The 22,935-nt window shown below is 52.0% G+C and carries 20 protein-coding genes; 12 read left to right on the top strand and 8 right to left on the bottom strand.

The features are described 5' to 3' along the window. Window positions 1-24: 24 nt before the first annotated feature. Window positions 25-981, bottom strand: a complete 957-nt coding sequence (locus LEP6406_RS0212165) for a CobW family GTP-binding protein (RefSeq protein ID WP_008309904.1) — start codon at window positions 979-981, stop codon at window positions 25-27. Between the two features lie 445 nt (window positions 982-1,426). On the opposite strand from LEP6406_RS0212165, the gene LEP6406_RS0212160 reads away from it, so the two are divergent. Further along, entirely contained in the window at window positions 1,427-1,921 is a 495-nt protein-coding gene (locus LEP6406_RS0212160) for an Lrp/AsnC family transcriptional regulator (RefSeq protein WP_008309906.1), read from the top strand. Between the two features lie 201 nt (window positions 1,922-2,122). Here the strand turns inward: LEP6406_RS0212160 and LEP6406_RS0212155 are convergent, their stop codons facing one another. The 4 genes from LEP6406_RS0212155 to LEP6406_RS0212140 form a co-directional block, all read right to left on the bottom strand. Next, window positions 2,123-2,959, bottom strand: a complete 837-nt coding sequence (locus LEP6406_RS0212155) for an ABC transporter ATP-binding protein (RefSeq protein WP_008309907.1) — start codon at window positions 2,957-2,959, stop codon at window positions 2,123-2,125. A 3-nt stretch (window positions 2,960-2,962) separates the two neighbouring features. Then, the gene (locus LEP6406_RS0212150) at window positions 2,963-3,688 is read right to left on the bottom strand and encodes an ABC transporter permease (RefSeq protein WP_162160870.1); all 726 of its coding nucleotides are present in this window, start codon (window positions 3,686-3,688) and stop codon (window positions 2,963-2,965) included. An 88-nt stretch (window positions 3,689-3,776) separates the two neighbouring features. Then, window positions 3,777-4,823: an ABC transporter substrate-binding protein gene (locus tag LEP6406_RS0212145; RefSeq protein WP_008309910.1), complete on the bottom strand. Its 1,047-nt coding sequence runs from the start codon at window positions 4,821-4,823 to the stop codon at window positions 3,777-3,779. 301 nt (window positions 4,824-5,124) lie between these two features. Beyond that, window positions 5,125-5,799, bottom strand: coding sequence for a cysteine hydrolase family protein (locus LEP6406_RS0212140; RefSeq protein ID WP_008309912.1), 675 nt, complete (start codon window positions 5,797-5,799; stop codon window positions 5,125-5,127). Window positions 5,800-6,077: 278 nt separating this feature from the next. On the opposite strand from LEP6406_RS0212140, the gene nthA reads away from it, so the two are divergent. The 6 genes from nthA (at window position 6,078) to LEP6406_RS0212115 (ending at window position 10,594) form a co-directional block, all read left to right on the top strand. After that, window positions 6,078-6,695 carry a nitrile hydratase subunit alpha gene (gene nthA / locus LEP6406_RS0212135; RefSeq protein ID WP_008309915.1) on the top strand — a complete coding sequence of 206 codons (618 nt, stop codon included), beginning with the start codon at window positions 6,078-6,080 and terminating at the stop codon, window positions 6,693-6,695. An 11-nt stretch (window positions 6,696-6,706) separates the two neighbouring features. Next, window positions 6,707-7,012 (top strand): SH3-like domain-containing protein, encoded by a 306-nt coding sequence (locus LEP6406_RS34785; protein ID WP_008309917.1) that lies wholly within the window; start codon window positions 6,707-6,709, stop codon window positions 7,010-7,012. Between the two features lie 5 nt (window positions 7,013-7,017). Next, window positions 7,018-7,386, top strand: coding sequence for an SH3-like domain-containing protein (locus LEP6406_RS34780; protein WP_008309920.1), 369 nt, complete (start codon window positions 7,018-7,020; stop codon window positions 7,384-7,386). Between the two features lie 35 nt (window positions 7,387-7,421). Next, window positions 7,422-7,730, top strand: a complete 309-nt coding sequence (locus LEP6406_RS27780) for a nitrile hydratase accessory protein (RefSeq protein WP_225886514.1) — start codon at window positions 7,422-7,424, stop codon at window positions 7,728-7,730. A gap of 103 nt (window positions 7,731-7,833) precedes the next feature. Then, window positions 7,834-9,444 (top strand): IS1634 family transposase, encoded by a 1,611-nt coding sequence (locus LEP6406_RS0212120; protein ID WP_027269082.1) that lies wholly within the window; start codon window positions 7,834-7,836, stop codon window positions 9,442-9,444. Between the two features lie 244 nt (window positions 9,445-9,688). Beyond that, window positions 9,689-10,594, top strand: a complete 906-nt coding sequence (locus tag LEP6406_RS0212115; RefSeq protein ID WP_027268700.1) for a transposase family protein — start codon at window positions 9,689-9,691, stop codon at window positions 10,592-10,594. Window positions 10,595-10,724: 130 nt separating this feature from the next. Here the strand turns inward: LEP6406_RS0212115 and LEP6406_RS0212110 are convergent, their stop codons facing one another. Both LEP6406_RS0212110 and LEP6406_RS0212105 read right to left on the bottom strand, forming a co-directional pair. After that, window positions 10,725-11,228: a DM13 domain-containing protein gene (locus LEP6406_RS0212110; RefSeq protein ID WP_008310514.1), complete on the bottom strand. Its 504-nt coding sequence runs from the start codon at window positions 11,226-11,228 to the stop codon at window positions 10,725-10,727. A gap of 111 nt (window positions 11,229-11,339) precedes the next feature. Beyond that, window positions 11,340-12,116, bottom strand: coding sequence for a proteasome-type protease (locus tag LEP6406_RS0212105; protein WP_008310515.1), 777 nt, complete (start codon window positions 12,114-12,116; stop codon window positions 11,340-11,342). Window positions 12,117-12,796: 680 nt separating this feature from the next. On the opposite strand from LEP6406_RS0212105, the gene LEP6406_RS30270 reads away from it, so the two are divergent. Both LEP6406_RS30270 and LEP6406_RS0212090 read left to right on the top strand, forming a co-directional pair. Continuing rightward, a complete protein-coding gene (locus LEP6406_RS30270; protein WP_008310519.1) occupies window positions 12,797-14,704 on the top strand; it encodes an alpha/beta hydrolase in 1,908 nt (635 codons plus the stop codon). A 16-nt stretch (window positions 14,705-14,720) separates the two neighbouring features. After that, on the top strand, window positions 14,721-16,205 hold the full coding sequence (locus LEP6406_RS0212090; protein ID WP_008310521.1) for a cobyrinic acid a,c-diamide synthase CobB: 1,485 nt from the start codon (window positions 14,721-14,723) through the stop codon (window positions 16,203-16,205). A gap of 257 nt (window positions 16,206-16,462) precedes the next feature. On the opposite strand, the gene LEP6406_RS0212085 is transcribed toward LEP6406_RS0212090, so the two are convergent. Continuing rightward, window positions 16,463-17,098 carry a peroxiredoxin gene (locus tag LEP6406_RS0212085; RefSeq protein WP_008310523.1) on the bottom strand — a complete coding sequence of 212 codons (636 nt, stop codon included), beginning with the start codon at window positions 17,096-17,098 and terminating at the stop codon, window positions 16,463-16,465. Window positions 17,099-17,364: 266 nt separating this feature from the next. Here LEP6406_RS0212085 and LEP6406_RS0212080 point away from each other — a divergent pair, with 266 nt between their 5' ends. The 3 genes from LEP6406_RS0212080 to LEP6406_RS0212070 all read left to right on the top strand — a co-directional run bounded on the left by LEP6406_RS0212080 (window position 17,365) and on the right by LEP6406_RS0212070 (window position 22,811). Further along, complete coding sequence (locus LEP6406_RS0212080) at window positions 17,365-19,641, top strand: heavy metal translocating P-type ATPase (RefSeq protein WP_008310524.1); 2,277 nt, start codon at window positions 17,365-17,367, stop codon at window positions 19,639-19,641. Window positions 19,642-19,781: 140 nt separating this feature from the next. After that, entirely contained in the window at window positions 19,782-21,437 is a 1,656-nt protein-coding gene (locus LEP6406_RS0212075; RefSeq protein ID WP_008310525.1) for a GmrSD restriction endonuclease domain-containing protein, read from the top strand. Between the two features lie 129 nt (window positions 21,438-21,566). Continuing rightward, a complete protein-coding gene (locus tag LEP6406_RS0212070; protein WP_008310526.1) occupies window positions 21,567-22,811 on the top strand; it encodes a type II toxin-antitoxin system HipA family toxin in 1,245 nt (414 codons plus the stop codon). Window positions 22,812-22,935: the final 124 nt, after the last annotated feature.

The following is a 22,935-nucleotide window of genomic DNA, read 5'->3' as shown; positions in this document are numbered from 1 at the left end:
ATTGCGCTCCGAATTATTTTTGGGTTACATCAAGCACTCGCTAAAACCACGTCGCAGTTCAGCTTCATCTAAGTTGCGGCCAATAAAGACCAATTCATTCCGGCGCATCTCCCCCGGTTGCCAGGGCCTACCGGGGCGACCATCCAGGGTCATGTGCACCCCTTGAAATACGAATCGCCGGTCTTCGCTATCCATATCCAGAATGCCTTTCATGCGGAAAAGGTCGGGACCTCGGGCCTGCACCAGTTGATAAAGCCAGCGATTGAAGTGATCTCCGTTCACCACCCCAGGCTCCTGAATCGCGACCGATGAAACGGTCTCGTCATGATCGTGGGCATCTTCGTCCAGAAATTCTGGATCGATGCTGAGGGCGTTCTTCAGGTCGAATGCGCCGACTCCCAGCACGGTATCCAGAGGGATCTGGCAATGCTGAGTTTTCTGGATTTTGGCGATCGCATTCATACCCCGAATCCGTTGCTCCAGTTCTTCCAGCACTGGGGGCGAAACCAGATCGACCTTGTTCAGCAGAATCACATCAGCAAAGGCGATCTGCTCTTGAGCTTCGCTGCTGTCCCAGTGATCCCAGATATATTTGGCATCGACAACGGTGACAATGGCATCCAGTAGGAGACGCGATCGCATCACCTCATCCACAAAAAAGGATTGAATCACAGGGGCTGGGTCGGCTAATCCCGTCGTTTCAATCATGAGGTAGTCGAAATCCCCAGAGCGTTCCATCAGATTGCTGACGATACGAATTAAATCACTCCGCACCGTGCAGCAGATGCAGCCGTTATTCATCTCAAAGATTTCTTCATCGGCATCAATCACGAGCTGATGATCGATACCGACTTCACCAAACTCGTTGACAATAACGGCAATCCGCTTGCCGTGCTGGGCGGTGAGGATGTAGTTGAGCAGGGTCGTCTTGCCAGCACCCAGATAACCCGTCAAAACGGTGGTCGGAGTCAGATCTTGCAAGGATAATACCCTCCGCATAACACTAAATCAGCTTCAGATTCGTCAGTTGACCCAGCCTCAGAGATATTCTTGGGATGGTATTTTCCCCTTCAGAAACAGAATTGCGAAACATTTACGAGGGCATTTATTTTCATGCTTGCAGCGGTTTTAACGCATAAAGTATACGTCAATTCAATGGCACCTCAGTGAACGAAGGGCTTAAGTCCTTTGCCTGTACTTAAGTCAATTGAGGACCGCTGCATGACAACATCTATCTCCTGCGACGAATCTAGAAAGATATTAAATAAAATGATCTAAAAAAACTGTATAAAAAGCAACATAGCACAAGATTGATTGTAGCAAAGTTGCCCTGTAATTCCGAAAATACCACTTCCCGAATAACTGTCAGCCCTGTCAATCAAAAGTTAGCTGCTATACTGATCTCAAACATTCTAAAATCAATTCAATGATGACTAGCAGTAATGTCACCATAGAGAATCTCCGAGACCATGAAGTCGATAGTCTTGACCTTAAGATTATTGAGCTATTGCAACAAAATGGTAGGATTCCCTACCGTGATATTGCCCGTTCAATTGATACTCCAGAAGCAACTATCAGATACCGGATGAAGCGGCTGCTGGATGATGGAATTATTACCATCAGTGCTTTTATAAATACCGGCAAAGTGAGGTATGAGAATGTTGCCTATATTGAACTGAAGGTCGAGCCGGACTTTTTTGGAACGGCCTTAGAAGAACTAGTCAGCATGGAAAGTATTAGTTATCTATCCGCTGTGACAGGTGAGTTCGATATCATGCTGGAGTACATTTACAAAGACAATGAAGACCTCCTGTCGTTTATCAACTGGCTAAAGAACAAGGGCGTCGTCACGGGGTTAAATTCTAGAAATATTTTAAAAATCTATAAGGCTCAGTATCCGGCTAGAATCAGCCAGGAGTGAGTCCGGAACAGGGGCATCCCACTTTTATCACCCTGTTTGTGAAACGGCGTCCAAGAAATTTCCCTCTGTTTCTTCCGGGTATTACCCAAAATTTTGGGTTGGGTCGGTTGCTCCTTCGGAGCAACCGAATGACATTTACAAACCTGGGGTGCACCCAATCAGCTCCAGTCTGGGGTTGGGCTGTACATAGTTTGATTCGACCTACTTACTTTGTACAGCCGCTAAGTCTCGGGACTTTTCCATCATGTCAGGTTCTTCGCCAATCACCCCCTCTAGATGTTGCTGAAGTTCTAAAAATTGCCGGTCGTACCGATCTCTAAAGGCCGAGGCAGAGATATCCACCTCTGCAATGATGTGTCCCGGTTGGCCACCAACTACGATGAGTTTTTGCCCTAGCAATATCGCCTCTTCTACATCATGGGTTACCAGCACCATAGTGGCTTCAGTCTCCTGCCAGATATTCAGCAGAAATTTTTGCAGTCGTCTTCGCAATTGAATATCCAGAGCCGAAAAGGGTTCATCCAGCAGTAGCACATCGGGCTGGATGGCCAGGGATCGGGCAATGGAAACCCGCTGTTTCATTCCCCCTGAAAGTTGATGAGGATAAAGGTTTCCGGACTGGGTCAGGCCAACATGTTCCATCACCTCTTGAACGCGCAAGCCATAGTGGCGCTTTTGTTTTCCCCGCACTTTGAAACCAAAACCAATGTTTTGCTCGACAGTTAACCAGGGATATAGGGTGTTTTCCTGAAACACCATACCGATTTTGGGCGTTATTCCCTGTAATGGCACCCCATGAAATAAAATCTGTCCAGACGTGGGAGGTATAAAACCGCCCAACAACTTGAGCAGGGTTGACTTTCCTCCACCTGAACGACCCAAAATGGTAACAAAATCTCCCTTTGCGACTTTTAGATCAATTTTTTGTAGAGCGATAAATGGAGATTTTCGAGTAACTTGGAAGGTTTTTGCCACATTCTGACAAGCTAGAATGGGCTGTTGGTGGAATTCATTCAGAGCTGATAAATGACTGCTCATTGCTTAGATTCTCCACCAGAAAAACCTTCTTTGAATTACCAGTAGTAGTCGGTCAATTGCAAATCCAGTAATGCCGATAATACAAATACCCAGCAAAATCAGGTTGCTGTTGAACAGGTTTCGTCCGGTCATGACAACGGTGCCAAGGCCATCTCTTAACCCAGTCATCTCAGCCGCTAGTACAGCCATCCAGGCGGCGATAAAGTTTAGTCTGAGCAGGGTAAATACCCCAGGTAAGATAGCAGGAATAACAACAAACTTCCATCGGGCAAAATTTCCTCCCCCTAGGTTTTCTGCCGTGATTAGTAAGTTGTCGGGAATTCTTTTGATTTCGGCTACGGTGGCAATGGTCAGGGTAAAAAAGACTCCCATAAAGACAATGAACACCGCAGTCAAATTACTGACTCCAAAGATGACTAATGCCAGCGGCACCCAAGCAATTGGAGCGATGGGAGCGATCAGACCTAAAATCGGCAGAATAAACAACTCTGACCACTTTGACAGGCTAATCAGCAGACCAAAAACAATTGAGCCCACAAAGGCAATCGTCATCCCCAAAAGGACTCGAACCAGGGTGACGGTTACAGACTGGTAAATGGATGCGGATTGAGATCCCAGACCAATCTTAAAGTCATTCTCAAACAGAACTGGTAGAAACTTTGATGGGGGCGGTAGCACCTGAGAAATAGGATTTTCAGGATTCGCACCAATAACTTCCCAAGCTCCCACAAAAATAGCGCAAGAGATTAACCCACAAGTAAGGGGCAACAGCGATCGCGAAATAGAACTTTCCCAGCCAGCGGTGCCCTTTACCATGCTACTGCTCTAGCTCTTTCACAATAGAGACATCAAAGATATCCTTTGCTGGCACATCGGCCTGAATGTATTGCAACTGCACCATCTTATCGACCACAGTTTGGACAGCATCTAAGTCAGGGGTAAACGTGATGGGAGAGGGTTGGGTTTTGAAGGCAGTCAGCAACACATCATCCTCAACCCGGTAGTAGTTGCCACTGACCAATAGTTCAATGGCCTGATCGGGGTCGGTATTAATGATTTCTGCCGCACATTGCAATCCCTGGATGTAGGCTTTCACCACTTCAGGTCGCTCATTGAGGGTTTTCTCTAAGACGCTAACCACAGTATTCGGCGTGGTCGGCGACCAGACCTCAGCATTATCGGTGATCACGTTGGCATCACCAGTGACTACAAACTGTGTGGTGTAGGGCTTAATGTGGCTGAGGATGTTGACTTCTCCTAGACGAAAGGCATCGACCATTGCTAGTAGATCGTCAAAGTAAACCATTTCAAACGCATCTGGGTCGATGCCTGCCTGCTCAAGCCCGTCCACCAAAATTAACTCCAGTGTGTCTCCCCGTAGGGTGGCAATTTTTAATTTCTGGTCAGGGTTGTCGGCCACAAAGGTCGCTAAATCAGCGATGGATTCGACCCCGTATTCGCTGTCAATAATCACCTGCATCACCCCCCATCCCCCGGCTGCGGCCACCGTCTTAATGGGTACACCGCTATTGGCGGCAAAAAACGGCAGCGTAAAGGGATTGGTGCTGAAGTCGATCTGCCCCCCAGCCAGGGCTGCATTGTTATCGCCAGGATTGCTGAAGAATACCGTTTCCACGGCCAACCCATTCTGCTCAAAACAGCCCGATTCCACACCCACGAACAATGGAGCCATATCCAGCGCCACTAAGTGACCCGCTTTAATCGCTACCAATTCATCTGAAGGTGCTGTTTCTGCACTGCTTGACAAGGGGGGGGCGGTCGTCTCGGCGGGGGGTGATACTCCACAGCCCCCCACAAACAAAGTGCTCAGTACGAAAAAAATGAAAGTCTGCTTCGGCAACATGGGAACACACCTCGACATCTCAAAGCTCGACGAGACCAATAAACCTGACTATGAGTCGCTGTTTCAACGTTTCAACTGAACGCCCTGATACCAGAAGAAGTGGTGGGGCAAACGACCTGCTTGGTTTTGACAGTAAAGGCATCGGCGCGTATTTTTTGTAGCCAGAGGCACAACTTTCGCAAAAAATGCTGCCATTATTTGCTTATAGAACAACCAAGTCCTTTTTTGTCTGCGCATTTCGCAATATTCATGGTTTTCCATCATGATTTGGCTTGGGGAGGGTACGGTCTAGAGTCGGGATTTAATGGGCAAGCGAGTCATGGTAAAGCATTGAGGAATGCGCAACCCACCCCAAAACGCCCCCTTCAGATTGCAGGATGCGGATGGTGGCATCGTGATCTGCACGGTCGAAGGTGGCGCAGCAGTCATCCAGCAGCAGGCAGTAATAGCCCAGATCGCTGGCATGGCGGTAGGTTGCCAGAACACAGCATTGAGTTGTTACACCCACAATGATTAAGTGAGTGATATTTTGGTTCTGGAGTTTATGGTCGAGTTGGGTGTTGACAAAGCAAGAATGGGCCGGTTTATCTAGCTGTATTTCATGGGGCAAAGGGCGCAATTCATCAATGATTTCAACACCCTTTTCTCCTTGAACTAGAAATCGGCCCATCTTTCCGAGTTCGCCAATGGGGGAACCGGCGTTGGTATATCGTTGTTGTTTGCTAGAGGTCAAATCAGACAAATTAGGAGGATGGCTTTCACGGGTAAAAATAACCATCAGCCCCAATTTTCGAGACCAGTCCAGAAGAGTCTGAATTGATGGAATAATAGCTCTGATTGAGGTTAAATCCAGGTTGAGTTCACTTCCATTGAAGCCATCAGGATGACAGAAATCGTTTTGCATGTCGATAATCAGCAGCGCCGTATCCTCCAAAGGAAGTTCGAACAGATGAGTGTAGGTTTCAACTTTTGCCATAGAAACTCTCCAGGAATTTGATTCTTTCAGTCTGAAATTGCACTCTAATCCTTATAATCTTTCGTATACCATTTGTCTATATAGCGGTTTTTCCTCGGGTTAAGGACAGACAAGGGGCTTAAGCCCCTTGTTCGCTGAAGTGTCATTAAGTTGAGGTGTCTCTCATACGTTAGGGAACCGCTATAGATTGTCCATGTATACCTTGTCTTCTACTGCAATCTCCTGAATATGATTGCTGAATAACTTCTCAGTTGATGTCCGTTACTTGTTCTTGGATCATGGCCCATTCTTCTCATTCAGAAGCCGATATTGCCCTTCGTGTCAAGGCAATTGAGTCCCTTCTCATCGAAAAAGGTATTGTTGATCCAGCTACCCTGGACACCATCATCGATGCCTATGAAAGCCGAATTGGACCTCACAATGGGGCGCGCATTGTGGCTAAAGCCTGGGTGGACACCGAATACAAGCAGCGATTGCTGGTGGATGGGACGAGTGCGATCGCAGAACTGGGTCTCACTGGATTTTCTAGCGAACACATGGTAGTGGTCGAAAACACCCCCCAGGTCCACAACCTAATTGTTTGCACCCTCTGTTCTTGCTATCCCTGGGGGATTTTGGGCCTGCCGCCTACCTGGTACAAATCCTTTGCCTATCGGTCTCGGGCTGTGATCGAACCGCGTCAAGTGCTGAAAGAGTTTGGGCTAGAAATTGCCGATGACGTTGAAATTCGAGTCTGGGACAGCAATGCTGATTTGCGGTATCTGGTACTGCCAGAACGGCCAGAAGGTACCGAGGGCATGTCTGAAGAGTCCCTGGCGGGTTTAGTGACCCGCAACGCCATGGTTGGCACCGCGAAAGTTCAGCCCCCTGAATCACCTTCACCCCTTGCAGCTTAGGAGGATTGATCATGAATGGCCCCCACGACATGGGCGGCATGCACGGCATGGGGTCGATTCCCATGGAACCGGATGAGCCCGTCTTCCATTCTGCCTGGGAAGCTAAGGTCTTTGCCATGAGCTTTGCCACCTTCTGCAACTTTTTCCCAGTTGATGAAACTCGCCATGCCTGTGAACGGATGCCACCGGGTGCCTATCTCAGTTCTTCTTACTACGAACGGTGGCTCTATGCCCTGGAGCTCTTGATTACTGAGCACAACCTGGTCACGCCCGAAGAAATTGAGCAACGTATGGCCGAGTTGGCACAAGGAGAGTAACCACAATGGCCATCGAAACCAGCAATGAGTGCATGGGTGTAGACCAGGCTAAAGCCCTGCTCCAGTCTGGCGTTGACTGCCGTGGCGTGAGCAATCATCCGCCCCGGTTTCAGGTGGAGGATATCATTCGAGCGAAGGTTATGCACCCGGCCACCTACACTCGCCTGCCCCGTTATGTGCGGGGGAAAATAGGCACCATTACCAAGGTGCACGGAGTTTATGTCTTTCCAGACACCCTAGGCCAGCGCTTGGAGACCAAACCCCAATATGTCTACAGTGTGCGCTTTGCCGCCCAAGAACTCTGGGGGCCAGATGCCTCTGCCAAAGATTTTCTCTACATTGATCTGTTTGACGACCATTTAGACGCACCCTGAAGCTGATGCAATCACCCCAAGAGTCTGCTGCCCTAATGCCCAATTCTGGAATGCGCGATCAAGATCAGGAACCCGTGTTCAACGCGCCCTGGGAGGCCAAGGCATTTGCCATTGTGAATCACCTGGCAATCCTTGAACACTATACCTGGCCTGAATGGACTCAATATTTGTCATCGGCAATTGCGGCGACAGAAAAGGCCGCCCCTGGCGCAGTGACTTATTACGAACATTGGGTCATGGCCTGTGAAAAGCTGCTCGCAGATAAAGGACTGCTGGATGCTCAAGCCATCGATGAGAGAATTAATCAGATGATGGCAGAACAAGAAAGAGATCATCACCATTAATGTCTAAGAGGATGTTTTAAACCTACATTCCGCAGGTTGACAGAGAATAGAAGTTATGTTGTGTGCAAGCTAGGCAAGCGGCCCTTAGGACAGGATAGAAAGCGTGCGTATCGAGAATATTGACCATCTAGGTTTGGTGGCTGGCATCATCGACGAACTGGGCTTAGAGGATTTAACCGATAAAGAGATCGCCCCCCACAGCTTGGAGCACGTCAGCACCGGGCAAGTAGTGAAGGCGATGATTTTGAACGCCATGGGCTTCCTGAGTGCCCCGCTGTACCTCTTCAGCGAGTTTTTTGAAAGCAAAGCGGTGAGCCACTTACTGGGAGCAGGTGTAGAGGCGAAACACCTCAACGATGACCGTCTCGGACGGGGTTTAGATGCTCTCTACGCAGTGGGCATCACNCCATTTTTTCTCAAGGTAGCGCTGCAAGCGGTAGAGCGCTTTGGGATTGATATCCAGCAACGGCACCTGGACAGCACCTCGATCTCAGTGCCAGGAGAGTATCCCTCTGAAGCCTCCTCAGAGGCTTCAGAGCCGATTTCCATTACTCTCACCCGAGGCTATTCCCGAGACCACCGCCCTGACTTAAAGCAATTTCTGATGACTTTGGCCTGTAGTGCTGATGGGGGAGTCCCCCTGTGGCTGCAAGTCGCTAGCGGCAACGCCAGTGATAGTCAGCAGTTTGCCACAGTCATGACGTCATTTCAGCAGAACTGGACAAGCGAGGGCGTCTTTGTCATGGATGCTGCCTTCTACAGCGCGCCGAATCTCAAGGCCGTTGGGAACCTGGGCTGGATTAGCCGTGTTCCTCAAACCTTAAGTGCGGCTAAGGCGCTGATTCAAGGGGAGACAGCTCACTTAAATGAACTGGAGTGTGAGCAAGCCGACTATCGCCTGTGGGAGATGCCCCAAGACTATGGTGGGGTGGCCCAACGCTGGATTTTGGTGGAATGCCAATCCCGCCAAGGAGATGGGCAACGAGCCGAAGCGACCCTGGCGAAACAGGAAAAGATACTCCATCGGCAGCTCAAAGCCCTCAGCCAGCAAACCTTTGCTTCTAAGGCTGAGGCTATTGAAGCGGTGATGGCCTTTCAAGACACCTTAACCTTGCACCACTTGGCTCAGGTTCGAGTCGCCCCACCCGTTCCCAAACGGGGTCGTAAACGAACCAGCCCAACCCATGCCTCCTCCTCGGGAGCAGGGTATTGCATCGAGGCCCAACTGGAGAGGAGTGAGAATGCCCTTGAGCAAGTCAAACGTCAACAAAGCCGCTTTATCCTGGCGACCAATCAACTCGATACAGCCCTTTGGCCCGCCGACAAGGTCTTGAGTGAATATAAGAATCAGCAAAAGGTGGAACGCGGCTTCCGCTTTCTCAAAGACCCGTTATTCTTTGCCAGCAGTGTCTTTGTCAAAAAGCCACAACGAGTCGAGGCGTTGGCGCTAGTGATGGCTTTGACGCTGCTGGTGTACACCCTGGCCGAACGCAAACTGAGGCAGGCTCTCGCCGTCCAGCAGCAGACAGTCCTCAACCAACGCAAGCGGCCTACGGCTAAGCCCACTTTTCGCTGGATTATGCAAGCTTTTCAGGGCATTCACTGGGTGTGGATACAGGGCCAGTGGCAAATCAGCAACCTGAATGACCAGCGACGACTCATTATTCAACTTCTCGGACCACCAATTGAGCGCTACTACTATGCATTATCTTAATTGTTTGTCAACCTGCGGAATGTAGGTTTAAAAGTCGCATTTGTCATTCCGAGAATAGCGAAAAAAGTTGAAGTGTTACTGGAACAGGTCTGGACTCTTCGAGGCATGCTCAATGAATTCCCATTCATTGACTCTGGCGCTAAAGAGTGCAGGGGGAAACGCACAGCACCCGAAAACCGATGTTATTAGACCTGTTGTGAAATAGGGGATAATAGCCTCTAGAGCTAGTTAACCTGGTTGTGCCGTGCTGAACCTCCAACGTGCCCTCAAGAGTGACCGCCTGCTGCGGGCTTTGACCGGTTTGAACCGGAAAGCCTTTGAGGAACTGGAATCCACCTTCGCTCAGGTGTTGGCCCATGCAGAGGTTCCCCGTCGGAGTCCCTTACCCCGTCAACGGGCCACCGGAGCCGGACGAAAACCCAATTTAGCAACGGTCGAGACCAAACTGTTCTTCATCTTGTTCTACTTCAAGGTGTATCCGACCTTTGATTTGGCCGGTGTCCTGTTTGACCTGGATCGCGCTCAGGCGAATCGTTGGATGCATCGCCTCCAACCACTGCTGGAGGAAGCCCTGGGTGAAAAAATGGCGTTGCCGAAACGCAAATTGACCAGTCTTGAAGAATTTATCGAAGCCTTTCCCGAGGTGGAACGGGTGATTCTTGACGGGACTGAACGCCCCATTCAGCGGGCCAAAGACCGGGACCAACAGAAGGAAGATTACTCAGGCAAAAAGAAGCGCCATACCCGCACCCACCTGGCTGGTGTCGCCCCAGACCGCCAGATTCTCGTATTCAGCACCGCCTATCCCGGTAAGGCGCACGACAAAGGCATTCTCAATAGCGAGGGATGGGCCGAGTGGATTCCTGATGACGTCAAAATCCAGGGTGATTCAGGCTTTCAGGGGCTGCAAAACGAGTATGTCAACGTAGAGATTCCACACAAGAAACCTAAGGGCGGACAACTCACCGATGAGCAGAAAGCTGAGAATCAAGCCCTCGCCCGAGAACGGGTCGTCGGGGAGCATGCCTTTGCTGGCCTAAAACGCTATGGGATTGCCGCCCAGGTCTATCGCAATCGCAAAGCGAACTTTGATGACCGCTCCATCTTCACAGCGGCAGGACTCTGGAACTTTTATCTGATGGCCGCTTAACCGAGGGAGAGAGGAAGGAAGTCGCCCTTGAAGGTTCTGACTGAGCACTATTTCACAACAACTCTATTGCGGCTAGGCAGGTTGATCCTGCATTTACAGAGGATGTTGGTGCCGCGAATGCACCGCACGTTCAATGGAGGGGGGCGTAGCTAAAGGTGACGTTGAAGGCACGGCACCAAATGCTGACGGATTGGTAATCGGCTAGATCGATGTCAGCGGGGATGCGGTAGCGCTGGGAGCCGCTAGGGCTAGCTAGGGGCGCAAGGGTAATGTAGTCGTCCTCCGCGATCGCAAGGGGAACGGTAGCCTCTTTGTAGAGGATGACCACCAAGTCGGGGCCGTCATCGGTGGTAAAGGCATCGTCAAAGACGAGGTAGGTCTCACCCTCTACGGTTTCCAGCAGGGCAGATCCACTGACGGCATGGTCAACGGGGACAAAACGGCCCGCAGCCTGGGCGATCTGGGTGGGCTCGTCAACGGTCGAGATCGCAGTAGCAGCAGCAGTAGGCGCGGTCGCGATCGCGGTCGCCGAGACAAAGCTGGTCGGGTCAAAGGGCGTCAGGGCACTGGCCAAGGTGGCGACGCCAGCGCTGATGGCGACCAGGGTCAGGGTGGCAAAGGTTTTGGGTTTCATCGTGTAAAGACTCCAGGCAGCTATGGACTTGAGGCCATAGTGCGGTGCTGCCTTGAGAGGAAGGTTACCCCTGGCTGAGTCAGTCCTGAGAATCTTCAGGACTGAAAATCTTTAGGGTTCAGAAATATCTGTCAGGCTGGGGGTGATAGGCAGCGAGACTTGATTCCAGCTAATATCGGGCATCCGGTCAGAGGCATCCCGCAGGGATTCTTCCCAGTGGCGACGCATCTTGATCAGATAGGGATCCCCCGCCTGGAACTGAGCCCGATGGCGAATCTCAAAGCTGTCGGTTTCATACATGACCATGTTGATGGGTGGCCCCACCGACAGATTTGATCGCATGGTGGAGTCGATGGAGAGAAGGGCACATTTTGCGATCGCATCCAGCTTCGACTCAAAGGTCAGGGTGCGGTCCAGAATGGGCTTACCGTACTTAGTCTCCCCAATTTGGAGAAAGGGAGTTTCCGGAGTGGTGCGAATGCAGTTGCCCTGGCTGTAGATCATGAAAAGCTGCGGCCCCTCCCCCTGAATCTGCCCCCCCAAAAGAAAGGTGGAGTGGAAGTCAATGCGATCCTTCTCTAACCAAGGCCGATCCAGCTCTTGCACGGCACGGATGCACTTGCCAATGTAACGGGCCACATCGTAGAGAGTAGGCAGGGTATGGAGGCTGTTCTCATCGTTAGCGATGATGTCCTGTTCTAGGGTATGCATCACCGCCTGGGTAATGGACAAATTACCAGAGGAACAGAGCACGAGGGCACGCTCACCGGGGACAGAAAAATCGAAGAGCTTGCGATAGGAGGAAATATAGTCAACCCCAGCATTGGTGCGAGAGTCAGCCGCTAACACGAGGCCCTGGCGAACGTGAATTCCCAAACAGTAGGTCATTGGTTTTGCGATGAGCACCAGTGCTTGCCATCAAAGTACGATACGGAGCGGTTCATATTTATCCAGTGCTCGGAAGAGGAGGCCGGGGGCGGTTGTCGGAGGCTATACCCTCCTTTAGGTTAGGAGGCAAATACTGCCGTTGTCGCGCCCTAAGGGCTAATGTTAAGACATTTAACGTAACCCCCATTTCCGTGGATTGTGCCCTGAGTCCCCAGTCTTCTCTGCTAAAGACGGGCAAAGGCGATGGCAGTGAGGACAATTATGCCCAGCAAAGCCAAGGGTACCCAAAGGTCCAGAAGGTGCATGGGCTCTGGCAAGGAGGACAGTGCTAGGGGCATGGCACGTTAGCCTCAGGACTCCCAATCAAGAGTAGTGCCCCCTATTTTAAGGGGATTACGGAGCGATTATGGGTCACAATCGCTCGGTATCGGTAAGAAGCAACGACAAGGGTATCAAATCAAAGCAGGACAAATCTCGTGGGGAGGAGTTAGGAGTTAGGAGCCAGAATCTAGGAGGTTACTGACTCCTGGCTCCTGGCTCCTAAATTCCTCGGAAGCAATATTGTCTCGGCTTACGTTGATACCCAAAAATTCAGCTGTAAAAATTCCAGTAATTGTGCCCAAGGGTGCACCCAAGGGGACTAGACTGCTGCCAGGGATTCAAGGCATCAGGGCAGCGTTATGGATAACATTTCGTTCTTCATTCGGCGATTTGTACTGGAGGGCAGCCAGTCGGTCAAGGCGGTGAAGCTACATGAAACCGGCGGCTCCCCAGGGGTAATACCGGGCTACTTTGTCATGAGTTCTGCGCCTCCCAACATTGAGGATGCCGTCAAGGTGAGCCCGGAAGAAACCGCCAATACCCAGGCAGGGGTAGCTGCGATCGCAGATGACCTCTGGCGCATCCTGAAACAGTCAGACCAACAAACTGCACCGGAATTGGTGATTTTGGTCCACGGCTACAACACCCGCATGACCAACGTGAAGGCGTGGTACGGCAAAATATTTCGCTATACCAATACCTACGACAACGCGATCGCAGCGCGGCCCCACCAAGTCTTCATCGGTTTCCGCTGGCCTTCGGAAACCGTCAAATTTGGCCAACTGGGGGCGATGGTGACCCAACTACCGCCCTTACCGAAGGGCCTGATGGCTCTGGGTGCAGCTCTAGCGGCGGGACTAGCCTTGACCCGATTGCTGCTACAGCCCGCCACCATCTGGGGCACCCTCCTCTCTGTGGGAGCAGGGGCCGGAATTTTCCTGGTGGGACTACTAGCTGCCCTAGTACTGCTGCGGACCCTGGGCTATTTTCGCGACCAATATCGCGCCACCAACTTCGGCGTCCTAGATTTGGTGGAACTGTTGCGCCAGATCGATCAAGCCATGGTGCAACGGCAGGCCGATGCCATTCTGAAAGAGGATCCCACCACCACCAAAGCCACTTGGCAAGCCCGTCAACGCTGGCGAGACCACCTACCCAAGGTCAGACTTAGCTTTGTCGGCCATAGCATGGGGGGCTTAGTGGTTACCAATGCCATGCGGATTTTGTCAGACGTGTTTGACACCCGCTCTATTGATAAGGTGCCGACCCCCGACATTGGCATGACTTTTCGCCTAGAGCGGTTAGTGCTGGCCTCCCCCGATATCCCCGTCCTGACTCTGATTTCCAGTCGCGCCAACTTCCTGGCCTCCTCCCTACGGCGGTTTTCCGAAACCTATCTCTTCAGCAGCGAAGGGGATATTGCCCTCCGCATTGCCTCCACCGCCGCCAACTACATTTCCTTCCCCAGTTGCACCCAGACCCGAGGCTATCGCCTGGGCAATGTGGCCCTACGCACCCTAGAGAGGAAGTCGGCTCAGGATCAGTTTGGGCTGGTTAATTTAGACCACCTGAAGACCTACTACACCACCAATATTCCCCTGGCCCAGGCTATTGCCCTAGACCCCGACAAGATTATGGAGAACCTCTTCGTCACCTATAGCCGTCGCCACCAGAACGGCTATGTCACCCTGGCGGATCTATTTGAGGAACAATTTGAGGAACAATTTGAGCAAAAGTCAGCACGACCTCGCACCTGCACCACCCTGGCAGACCTCTTCACCTTTTTTGACTGCACCGACTACCACGACAGGGTCTTTGACGTAGAAACCCAGAAACGTGGCCCCAAGGCTATGGGTATCATGACCCGTGCCCAGGGCAAACGGGCGCTGAACCTCCTGGACTATTTCCGCCTGACTGTGGACTATGCTCTGGGCAAACGGGATGTCCATGGCGGCTATTTCCAGGGGGAGTTTACCCAGATGTTGCTCTACCGACTAGCCTTTTTGGGGTTGGAGGGGCTCCTGGACTCCCTCGGTAACAGCACGGATGAAGCCCTTGAGGTTCTCGATCAGCAGTGCAGCGACTTTGGCATCCAGGGCTTTTTATCCCCCCTGCGCTATCGGGTTATTTGCCAGGGAGTTCCCGCATCGGCAGCACAGACAGAATTGCTAGATGCGATGAGTCACGACCAAGATGAGACAGAGACCCTGTTGGCCCAAGCAGAAGCTGCTATGGGGGGGGCTGTCACCCAATGGCCCCACGATTGATGGGCAGGATTAGCCCATGGGCCTGATCATCGCTGGGGAGCGCAGTGGCGTGGGCAAAACCACCGTGACGTTGGCGTTGCTGGCGGCCCTACGGCAATGGGGAGAGGGGGTGCAAGCCTTTAAGGTTGGCCCCGACTACATTGACCCCATGTTTCATCGGGTCTTGACGGGACGGGATGCCTACAATCTGGATCCGGTCCTGACCAGTGAGGACTACGTGCGGCGCTGCTATGACCAGCATCGTCGAGATACCCCCTACGCCCTGGTGGAAGGCGTAATGGGCCTTTTTGATGGAGCGGGGGGAGGCGACTGGGGCAGCACCGCCCACATCGCCCGGTTGCTCAACCTGCCGGTGGTGCTGGTGGTGGATTGTGGTCGCCTATCGCGATCGCTGGCGGCGATTGTCCAGGGCTATCGCCACCTAGACCCCCAAGTGCAGGTGGCGGGGGTGGTGCTGAATCGGGTGGGCAGCGATCGCCATCGGGCTATGCTGCTCAGCGCCCTAGCCCCGCTCCACATTCCCGTGGTGGGCATACTGCCTCGGGATGGCGCGGTGACCCTGCCCGATCGCCATTTGGGGCTAGTCCCCACCGACGAATTGCCCGATCTACCCCAACGCTTTGATTACCTAGCAACCCTGGGGCAGCGCTGTTTTGATTGGGACTGGTTGCGGCCCAGGCTGGCGGCGGGAGCGAATTCAGTTGCCGCCACAAATCCCGCCACAGATCCTGAAACAAATCCCGCCACAGATCCTGAAACAAATCCCGCCACAGATCCTGAAACAGCGGCGATCAACCCGGAACACTTGGACGAAACAATCTCTGTGCCCCTAAAAGGACAGGGGCGGATACGGCTGGGGATTGCCCGCGATCGCGCTTTTAATTTCTACTATCCCGATAATTTGGATCTGCTGGCTCGACTCGGGGCGGAGCTGGTGCCCTGGAGTCCCCTCGGGGATGCCACCCTGCCGCAGAATTTGGATGGGCTGTACCTGGGCGGCGGCTTTCCAGAACTGTTTGCGGCGGCGCTGGCGCAAAATCAGCCCCTACGAGAGGATCTTTGCCAGCGTCTCGCTACGGGCCTGCCAGCCCTGGCGGAATGCGGTGGGTTAATGTACCTAGCGCGATCGCTGACGGATCTCGACGGCCATTCCTGGCCCATGGTGGGGGCACTCCCCACCGCCACCACCATGACGGAACGCCTCACCCTGGGCTATCGCCGGGTCACGGCCTGCCAAGACAGCATCCTGATGCCCCAGGGCAGCGAGATCTGGGGCCACGAGTTCCACCGTTCCGTCTCCACCATTGCCCCCCTTTCGCCCCTGTATCAGACCCAGCCCTACCCAATTTCAGGGGAAAAAACGCCTCCGGCCCTAACCCTAGAGGGCTGGCACTGGAAATCTATCCATGCCTCCTATGTTCATCTGCACTGGGGCGATCACCCCCAACTCCCCACCCGCTTCTTGACCCATTGCCGTCAATACCATCAAAATTCGCCATAAAATTTGCCATAAAAAAAGGACACACCGTAGTGTGTCCCACCCAGACGATTAACTCGCGATCGCGCCCACCCAGTAAACGGACCTAGTACCGCAAGGTGTAAATCAGCCTACTATCGTCGCGTCAGCCCAACATTTTCCGGTCCCCTCTCCCCGTGGGAGAGGGCTAGGGCTTCGGCGTGAGCTCAGCCGAACGGTGAGGGGCCGAGGTGTGCCACGATAGAACGGTTAGAGTATTTACGCCGCAGAGTACTATCAGCTTACTTGTTGGGCTGAGGGGTCATACGCAAGTAGGGCTTGATCTCGGTCACACCCTTGGGAAACTTCTGCTTCGCTTCTTCCGTAGGAATAGCGGGAGACACCACCACATCTTCCCCATCCTGCCAGTTGACCGGCGTGGCCACACTGTAGTTATCGGTGAGTTGCAGAGAATCCAGCACCCGCAGAATTTCCAGGAAATTACGTCCGGTGCTGGGGGGATAGGTGATCGTCAGGCGCAGCTTACGATTGGGATCAATCAAAAAGACGGTACGCACCGTTAGCTTGGCATTGGCGTTGGGGTGAATCATGCCGTAGAGGTCAGAAACCGTCTTGTCTTCGTCGGCAATGATGGGGTAGTTCACCGTCGTGCCTTGGGTTTCATTAATATCCCCAATCCAGCCCTGGTGAGACTCAGTCCCATCTACGCTGAGGGCAATAACTTTAGCATTGCGCTTTTCAAATTCACCCTTGAGCTTAGAAACCTCCCCAAGCTCAGTGGTGCAAACGGGGGTGTAGTCAGCGGGGTGGGAAAAGAACACAACCCAGTCATCCCCAGCCCAATCGTAGAAGTTGATTTCACCCTCGGAAGACTGCTGGGTGAAGTTAGGTACGGTGTCGCCCAGTTGAAGCGTCATAGCAAACTCTCTCTGTGAATCTGATTCGGTCAATGGTGAACAGACAAAGCGGACTACCGTTTGCAGTCACTCACGTTTGCTATCTTGCCATAAACCCCGGTATTCCGGTCGGACTTTAGAGGATTATCTTTAACTTTATTTGTATCCCTATTGGTATCCCTTGACTTCCCCCTTGACTCTCCAGTGGACTAGAGATTCTAGGCTCAGGATATCGAGGCTGGTAGATCTGCAAACTGCCAGCCACACTCTAGGGAAAGGGGCTGGTTATGACCCGCGATCGCGTTCAACTGAGCGGCATGAGCTGCGCCGCCTGTGCCCGGTCCATCGAGAAGGCCATTCTGGGCGTTCCCGGCGTCACTGACTGCAACGTCAACTTTGGCACCGCCCAGGCCACCGTTGAGTACAGTCCCAAAAAGACCGGGCTAGATGCCATTCAAAAGGCTGTGGTCGCAGCGGGGTATGGCGCAGCCCCAGTAGTGGACTTTTGGGATGCGCCCCTGGAAGACAAAGAGCAAACCACCCGCCGGGCGGAACAACGACACCTGCAACGACGGCTGATCCTAGGGGGGGCAGTGAGTCTGGTGCTGGTGGTGGGATCTATGCCCGCCATGACCGGGTTGGATATGCCCTGGATGCCCCACTGGCCCCACAACCCCTGGGTGCAGTGGGTGCTAACAACCCCGGTGATGGCGTGGTGCGGCCAATCCTTTTTCGTCGGTGCTTGGCATTCCGTGCAACGCCGATCCGCCGACATGAATACCCTAGTGGCCCTGGGGACGGGCACCGCCTATCTATACTCTGTCTTTGCCACCCTATTTCCAGGGGTACTTCTCGCCCAGGGACTCCAGCCAGAGGTCTATTTCGAAGCCGCCGTCGTGATCATCACCCTGATTTTACTGGGGCGACTCTTGGAAAATCGGGCACGGGGTCAGACCTCCGCTGCCATTCGTCAGCTCATGGGGCTCCAGGCCAAAACCGCTCGGGTAGTGCGGGGGGGCGAAGAGCAGGACATTCCCATTCAGGACGTCCAGGTGGGGGATACCGTCGTGGTGCGCCCTGGGGAAAAGATTCCCGTGGATGGCGCGGTGCTGACGGGGCAATCCAGTGTGGATGAATCCATGGTGACGGGGGAGTCACTGCCAGTACTGAAAACCCCTGGGGATGAGGTGATTGGGGCGACGCTGAACAAAACGGGTAGCTTCCAGTTCCGGGCAGCGCGGGTCGGCAAGGATACGACGCTGGCCCAGATCGTGCGATTAGTGCAGGAAGCCCAGGGGTCGAAGGCTCCGATTCAGAAGTTGGCGGATCAGGTGACGGCGTGGTTTGTGCCGGTGGTAATTGCGATCGCACTACTCACCTTCATCATCTGGTTCTACACCACCGGCAATCCCCTACTGGCGCTGATTGCCACGGTGGGGGTGCTGATCATCGCCTGCCCCTGTGCCCTGGGGCTGGCTACTCCCACCTCGATCATGGTGGGCACAGGCAAAGGGGCGGAGAACGGCATTTTGATCAAGGGGGCTGGCAGTTTAGAACTGGCCCACCGCATCCAGACCATTGTGCTGGACAAAACGGGCACCCTCACCCAGGGCCAGCCCACCGTGACCCATTACGTCACCCGCCTGGGCACCGCCAACCACCAGGAGATCAAGCTGTTGACCCTGGTGGCGGCTTTAGAACGGGTATCCGAACATCCCCTAGCAGCAGCAATTGTTCAGTATGCCCAGCGCCAGGAAATTGCCCTAGCCGATCTGCCCCCGGTGGAAGACTTTGAGGCGGTGGCGGGGATGGGAGTGCGCGGGCGGATCCGCGATCGCTGGGTCCACGTTGGCACCCAGCACTGGTTTGATCACCTCGGCTTCGACATCACAGCCTGGACTGCCCGCCAGACAGCCTGGGAAAGGGAGGCCAAAACCACAGCCTTAATCGCGGTGGATGGCGAGGTGGAAGGCATCCTGGCCATTGCCGATGCCCTCAAACCCACCTCGACAGCGGTGGTGCGATCGCTGCACCGCATGGGTCTAGAGGTGGTGATGCTAACGGGGGATAACCGTCCCACGGCCATGGCCATTGCCGAATCCGTAGGCATTCAGCGGGTCTTTGCCGAGGTGCGTCCAGACCAAAAGGCGGCCCAGATCCAAGCGCTGCAACGGGAGGGCAAAGTCGTCGCCATGGTAGGGGATGGCATCAATGACGCCCCCGCTCTGGCCCAAGCCGATGTGGGTATGGCCATTGGCACCGGTACCGATGTTGCGATCGCGGCCAGCGACATCACCCTAATTTCTGGAGACTTGCAGGGCATCGTCACCGCCATTCAACTCAGCCGCGCCACCCTGCAAAATATCCGTCAAAACCTCTTCTTCGCTTTTATTTACAATGTAGCGGGCATCCCCATCGCGGCGGGGGTGTTATATCCCTTCACCGGCTGGCTCCTGAATCCCATCGTCGCCGGAGCCGCCATGGCCTTCAGCTCTGTCTCCGTCGTCACCAACGCCCTCCGCCTGCGGCGGTTCCGCCCCACCCGTTTGACCGCAATCAACTAGGGCCACACAGCCTCTCTGCGGTGCATTGCTTCGCGAAGAACTACATAGGCACTCTAAAATCAAGGTATGCCTTCTCAAAAAACAATTATTAGCAAGGCAAGCTTAACTTGCCGTCTTAATTTAAGGCGCAAAAACGAACCATGGCAGATTCACGAATTAGGAAGCCAAACGCTAAAACCTTTGCCCTTGAAGATCTGGTCGATGAAGTTCTTACAGGGGGTGTACGAATTCCCGAGTTCCAACGACCATTTCGATGGCAGTGGGAGGATGTCAAGCGCCTTATGGATAGTATTACTCGAGGTTACCCAATTGGTAGTGTGCTACTTTGGGCTCGCCCTGCCCAGCAAGAGACGTTGAAAATAGGAGCATTAGAGATTTCTGCTTCTAGAAGAGATGAAGCTTTATGGGTTGTTGATGGACAACAACGATTGACTAGCCTTGCAAATGCACTTCAGGATTCTGGATTTATTGATCCACGCTTTGCAATTGCCTATGATCTTTCCCTCCAAACACTTGTGAAGCCAGTTGGCGAAAAACCTCATGTAATTGGGCTCTCTACCATCTTTGATTTGCAGAAGCTTCTTAAATGGTTCAGTGAACATCCTGAGTCCACGCAATATTTCGAAGAAGCCACAAGAATTGCCAAAGCAATTCGAGAATATTCAATACCTGCCTACATTGTCAAACAAGAAGATGAAGAGGTTCTGAGAGACATCTTTGATCGCATGAATAACTATGGGAAACGCCTCACTCGGGCAGAGGTTTTTTCTGCCTTACATGGGGGGGCAAGCGATAATGGCAAATCACAGACACTAGCGGATATCGTCTTAAATATTGATGCAACTTTTCTATTTGGTGAGATTGATGATGTCACGGTTCTAAGCGCTATCTTGGCCCGCAGAGGTTCCGATGTTACACGAGATATTCGTGTAGAGTTTAGTCGAGAGTCAGTCTCCAGAGAGTTTCCTGAAGAAACACCTGAACAGGCATACCGAGCAGGTGAGAAAGCTTTATCTCATGCAGTTCATTTTTTGCAGAATGAAGCTGGCGTTCCCCATTTCAGCTTCCTTGCTTATCGTTACCTTCTTGTTGTTCTGACGCGCTTCTTTGCTTATCATCCTCAGCCATCTCCACGTAATATCGAGTTGTTAAGGCGTTGGTTTTGGCGTGCAGTAATTGTGGGTCCAGAAGCATTTAGTACTTGGACAAAAGCTAGCCGAGTATTATGCTCCAAAATCAGTCCAAATAACGAAGTCAAGTCTGTTCAAGCCTTACTAGAGGCAGTTTCGCATAGCACGCTCAAAGCACTTAATCTTCATAGTTTTATAAGTACCTCAGCAAGTACTCGCACTCTCCTTTGCGCAATGTGGTCTCACAATCCTAGATCCTTTCTAACTGGAGACCTTTACCTTCAGGAAGAACTGGGAAGAACTCTTGCAGGAAGACAAACAGCAAAAGATATAGTTGCCACCATAGAACCCAGTGGCGGAAAAACGTCAACAGCAAATCGATTCATTTTTCCGGTGGAAGATTCCGTTGAATATGCAAGAGATGTATTTAAGAATAAACCAATAACAATGACAAATTCGTCTTGGACTGATCTATTGGAATCTCACATTATTGATGCTGAAATACAAGACTGTTTAACTAACGGAAATGTCACTCATTTTCTAGAGCTTCGAGAAGTTCGCTTACGCAAGTTGGCAGAAGATTTCCTTAGTTCTATGACTGAGACATCATTTGAAGATACACCTCCACTTTCTTCGTTAATTATTGACGAAGACGATGAAGAGTAGTACCGGGCAGCAGAAATCTTCTGCCCACTGTCGCGCAAGGCAGAGGCTTGTGGCAAGCCTCTGCCTTGCGCGACGACGATAGCCAAACTTATGCCGTGAAGTAGTCGTTTGATGAAGAGGATCTAGTTGATGACCGTAATTGAACGCCATTATGGGGTATGGCTGTATGAACAACGTGTTGGCAGTATTACCCTAAATGAAGGTATTATTCGATTTCAGTTAAATGACAGCTATATTAATGATCCCCAACGGGCTGTGTTGGGACTTTTGTTTGAAGATGATTTAGTTGCTATCTATCGCTCAAAGGTGCGCTTACCTCCATGGTTCTCTAATCTTTTGCCAGAAGGTCGTCTTCGTGAATGGATAGCTCAAGACAAAGGTGTAAGTGAAAATCAAGAATTGGATCTATTGCTCAAAGTCGGTCATGATCTTCCTGGAGCAGTTCGGATCGCTGAAGCAGAAATTGATCAAACAGTATTTGATTCCAATAGGCGTGAAGTAGCCACAGATACAGAGGGTGATAGTGATTCACAAGACCTATGGCACTTTTCCCTTGCAGGAGTCGCACTCAAGTTCTCAATGCTTCGCAAGGGTGAGAGATTTACGGCACCGGGTATTGGTGAAGGCGGAGATTGGATTGTCAAGCTTCCAGATCAGAGATATCAAAATGTACCGCTAAATGAGTTCTCAATGATTGAGCTTGCACGTAAGGTAGGTATAAATGTTCCTGAAGTCCGTCTCGTTCATCGAGATCAACTATCAGGTGTACCTGCCAACCTGTGGCCTGCTTCAGAAGATATGGCATACGCAATTCGTCGGTTTGATCGAACAGCCTCAAGAGATTTAGTACATATTGAAGATTTTGCCCAGGTACGAGGGTTTTATCCTTCCAAAAAATACACAGGAACCTTTGAGACGCTTGCGGCTCTGATTTACCGTCAATATGATAGTGAATCACTGATTGAGTTTGCTCGGAGACTAGCATTTAACTATGTAATTGGCAATGGTGACGCTCACTTAAAGAACTGGTCATTGTTATATACAGATCCACGTCGGCCAGTTCTTTCTCCAGCCTATGACTTAGTAGCAACAGCTATTTACAGGCCACTAGGTAGACCTGAAGATCTCGGCTTAAAATTCGCCAAGTCGAGGGATTTCAAGTCAGTTACACTTGGCAATTTTGAAAGATTAGAAAGAAAGGTGAATGCCATCGGAGTTGGATTGCGTGATGTAGCATACGAGGCAATCCAAAAAACGCTATCTTTCTGGCCAGAGATTGCGGATATGCTAGAGAGCTCTCCCTGGCTACAGAGTGCAATTGGAGAAGGAATCACAGAACGTGCTTCAGCAATACTAGCTACGAAAAACGAGTAGAAAGGGCTATAGAAATGGAAAAGGTCTTTTTCACCCAACCCACCAGACGTTTGAGGGTCCAACGCGGTAAGGGTTCCTCGCTGCGCTGTTGGGGTGGGGTGGCTGCGGCCTCTAATGCCTGACG

It is taken from the genome of Leptolyngbya sp. PCC 6406 (genome assembly GCF_000332095.2).
In the GTDB taxonomy this organism is placed as follows: domain Bacteria; phylum Cyanobacteriota; class Cyanobacteriia; order Phormidesmidales; family Phormidesmidaceae; genus PCC-6406.
The sequence above is the reverse complement of the archived record's forward strand: the minus strand, read 5'-3'. Positions and strand labels throughout refer to the sequence as shown.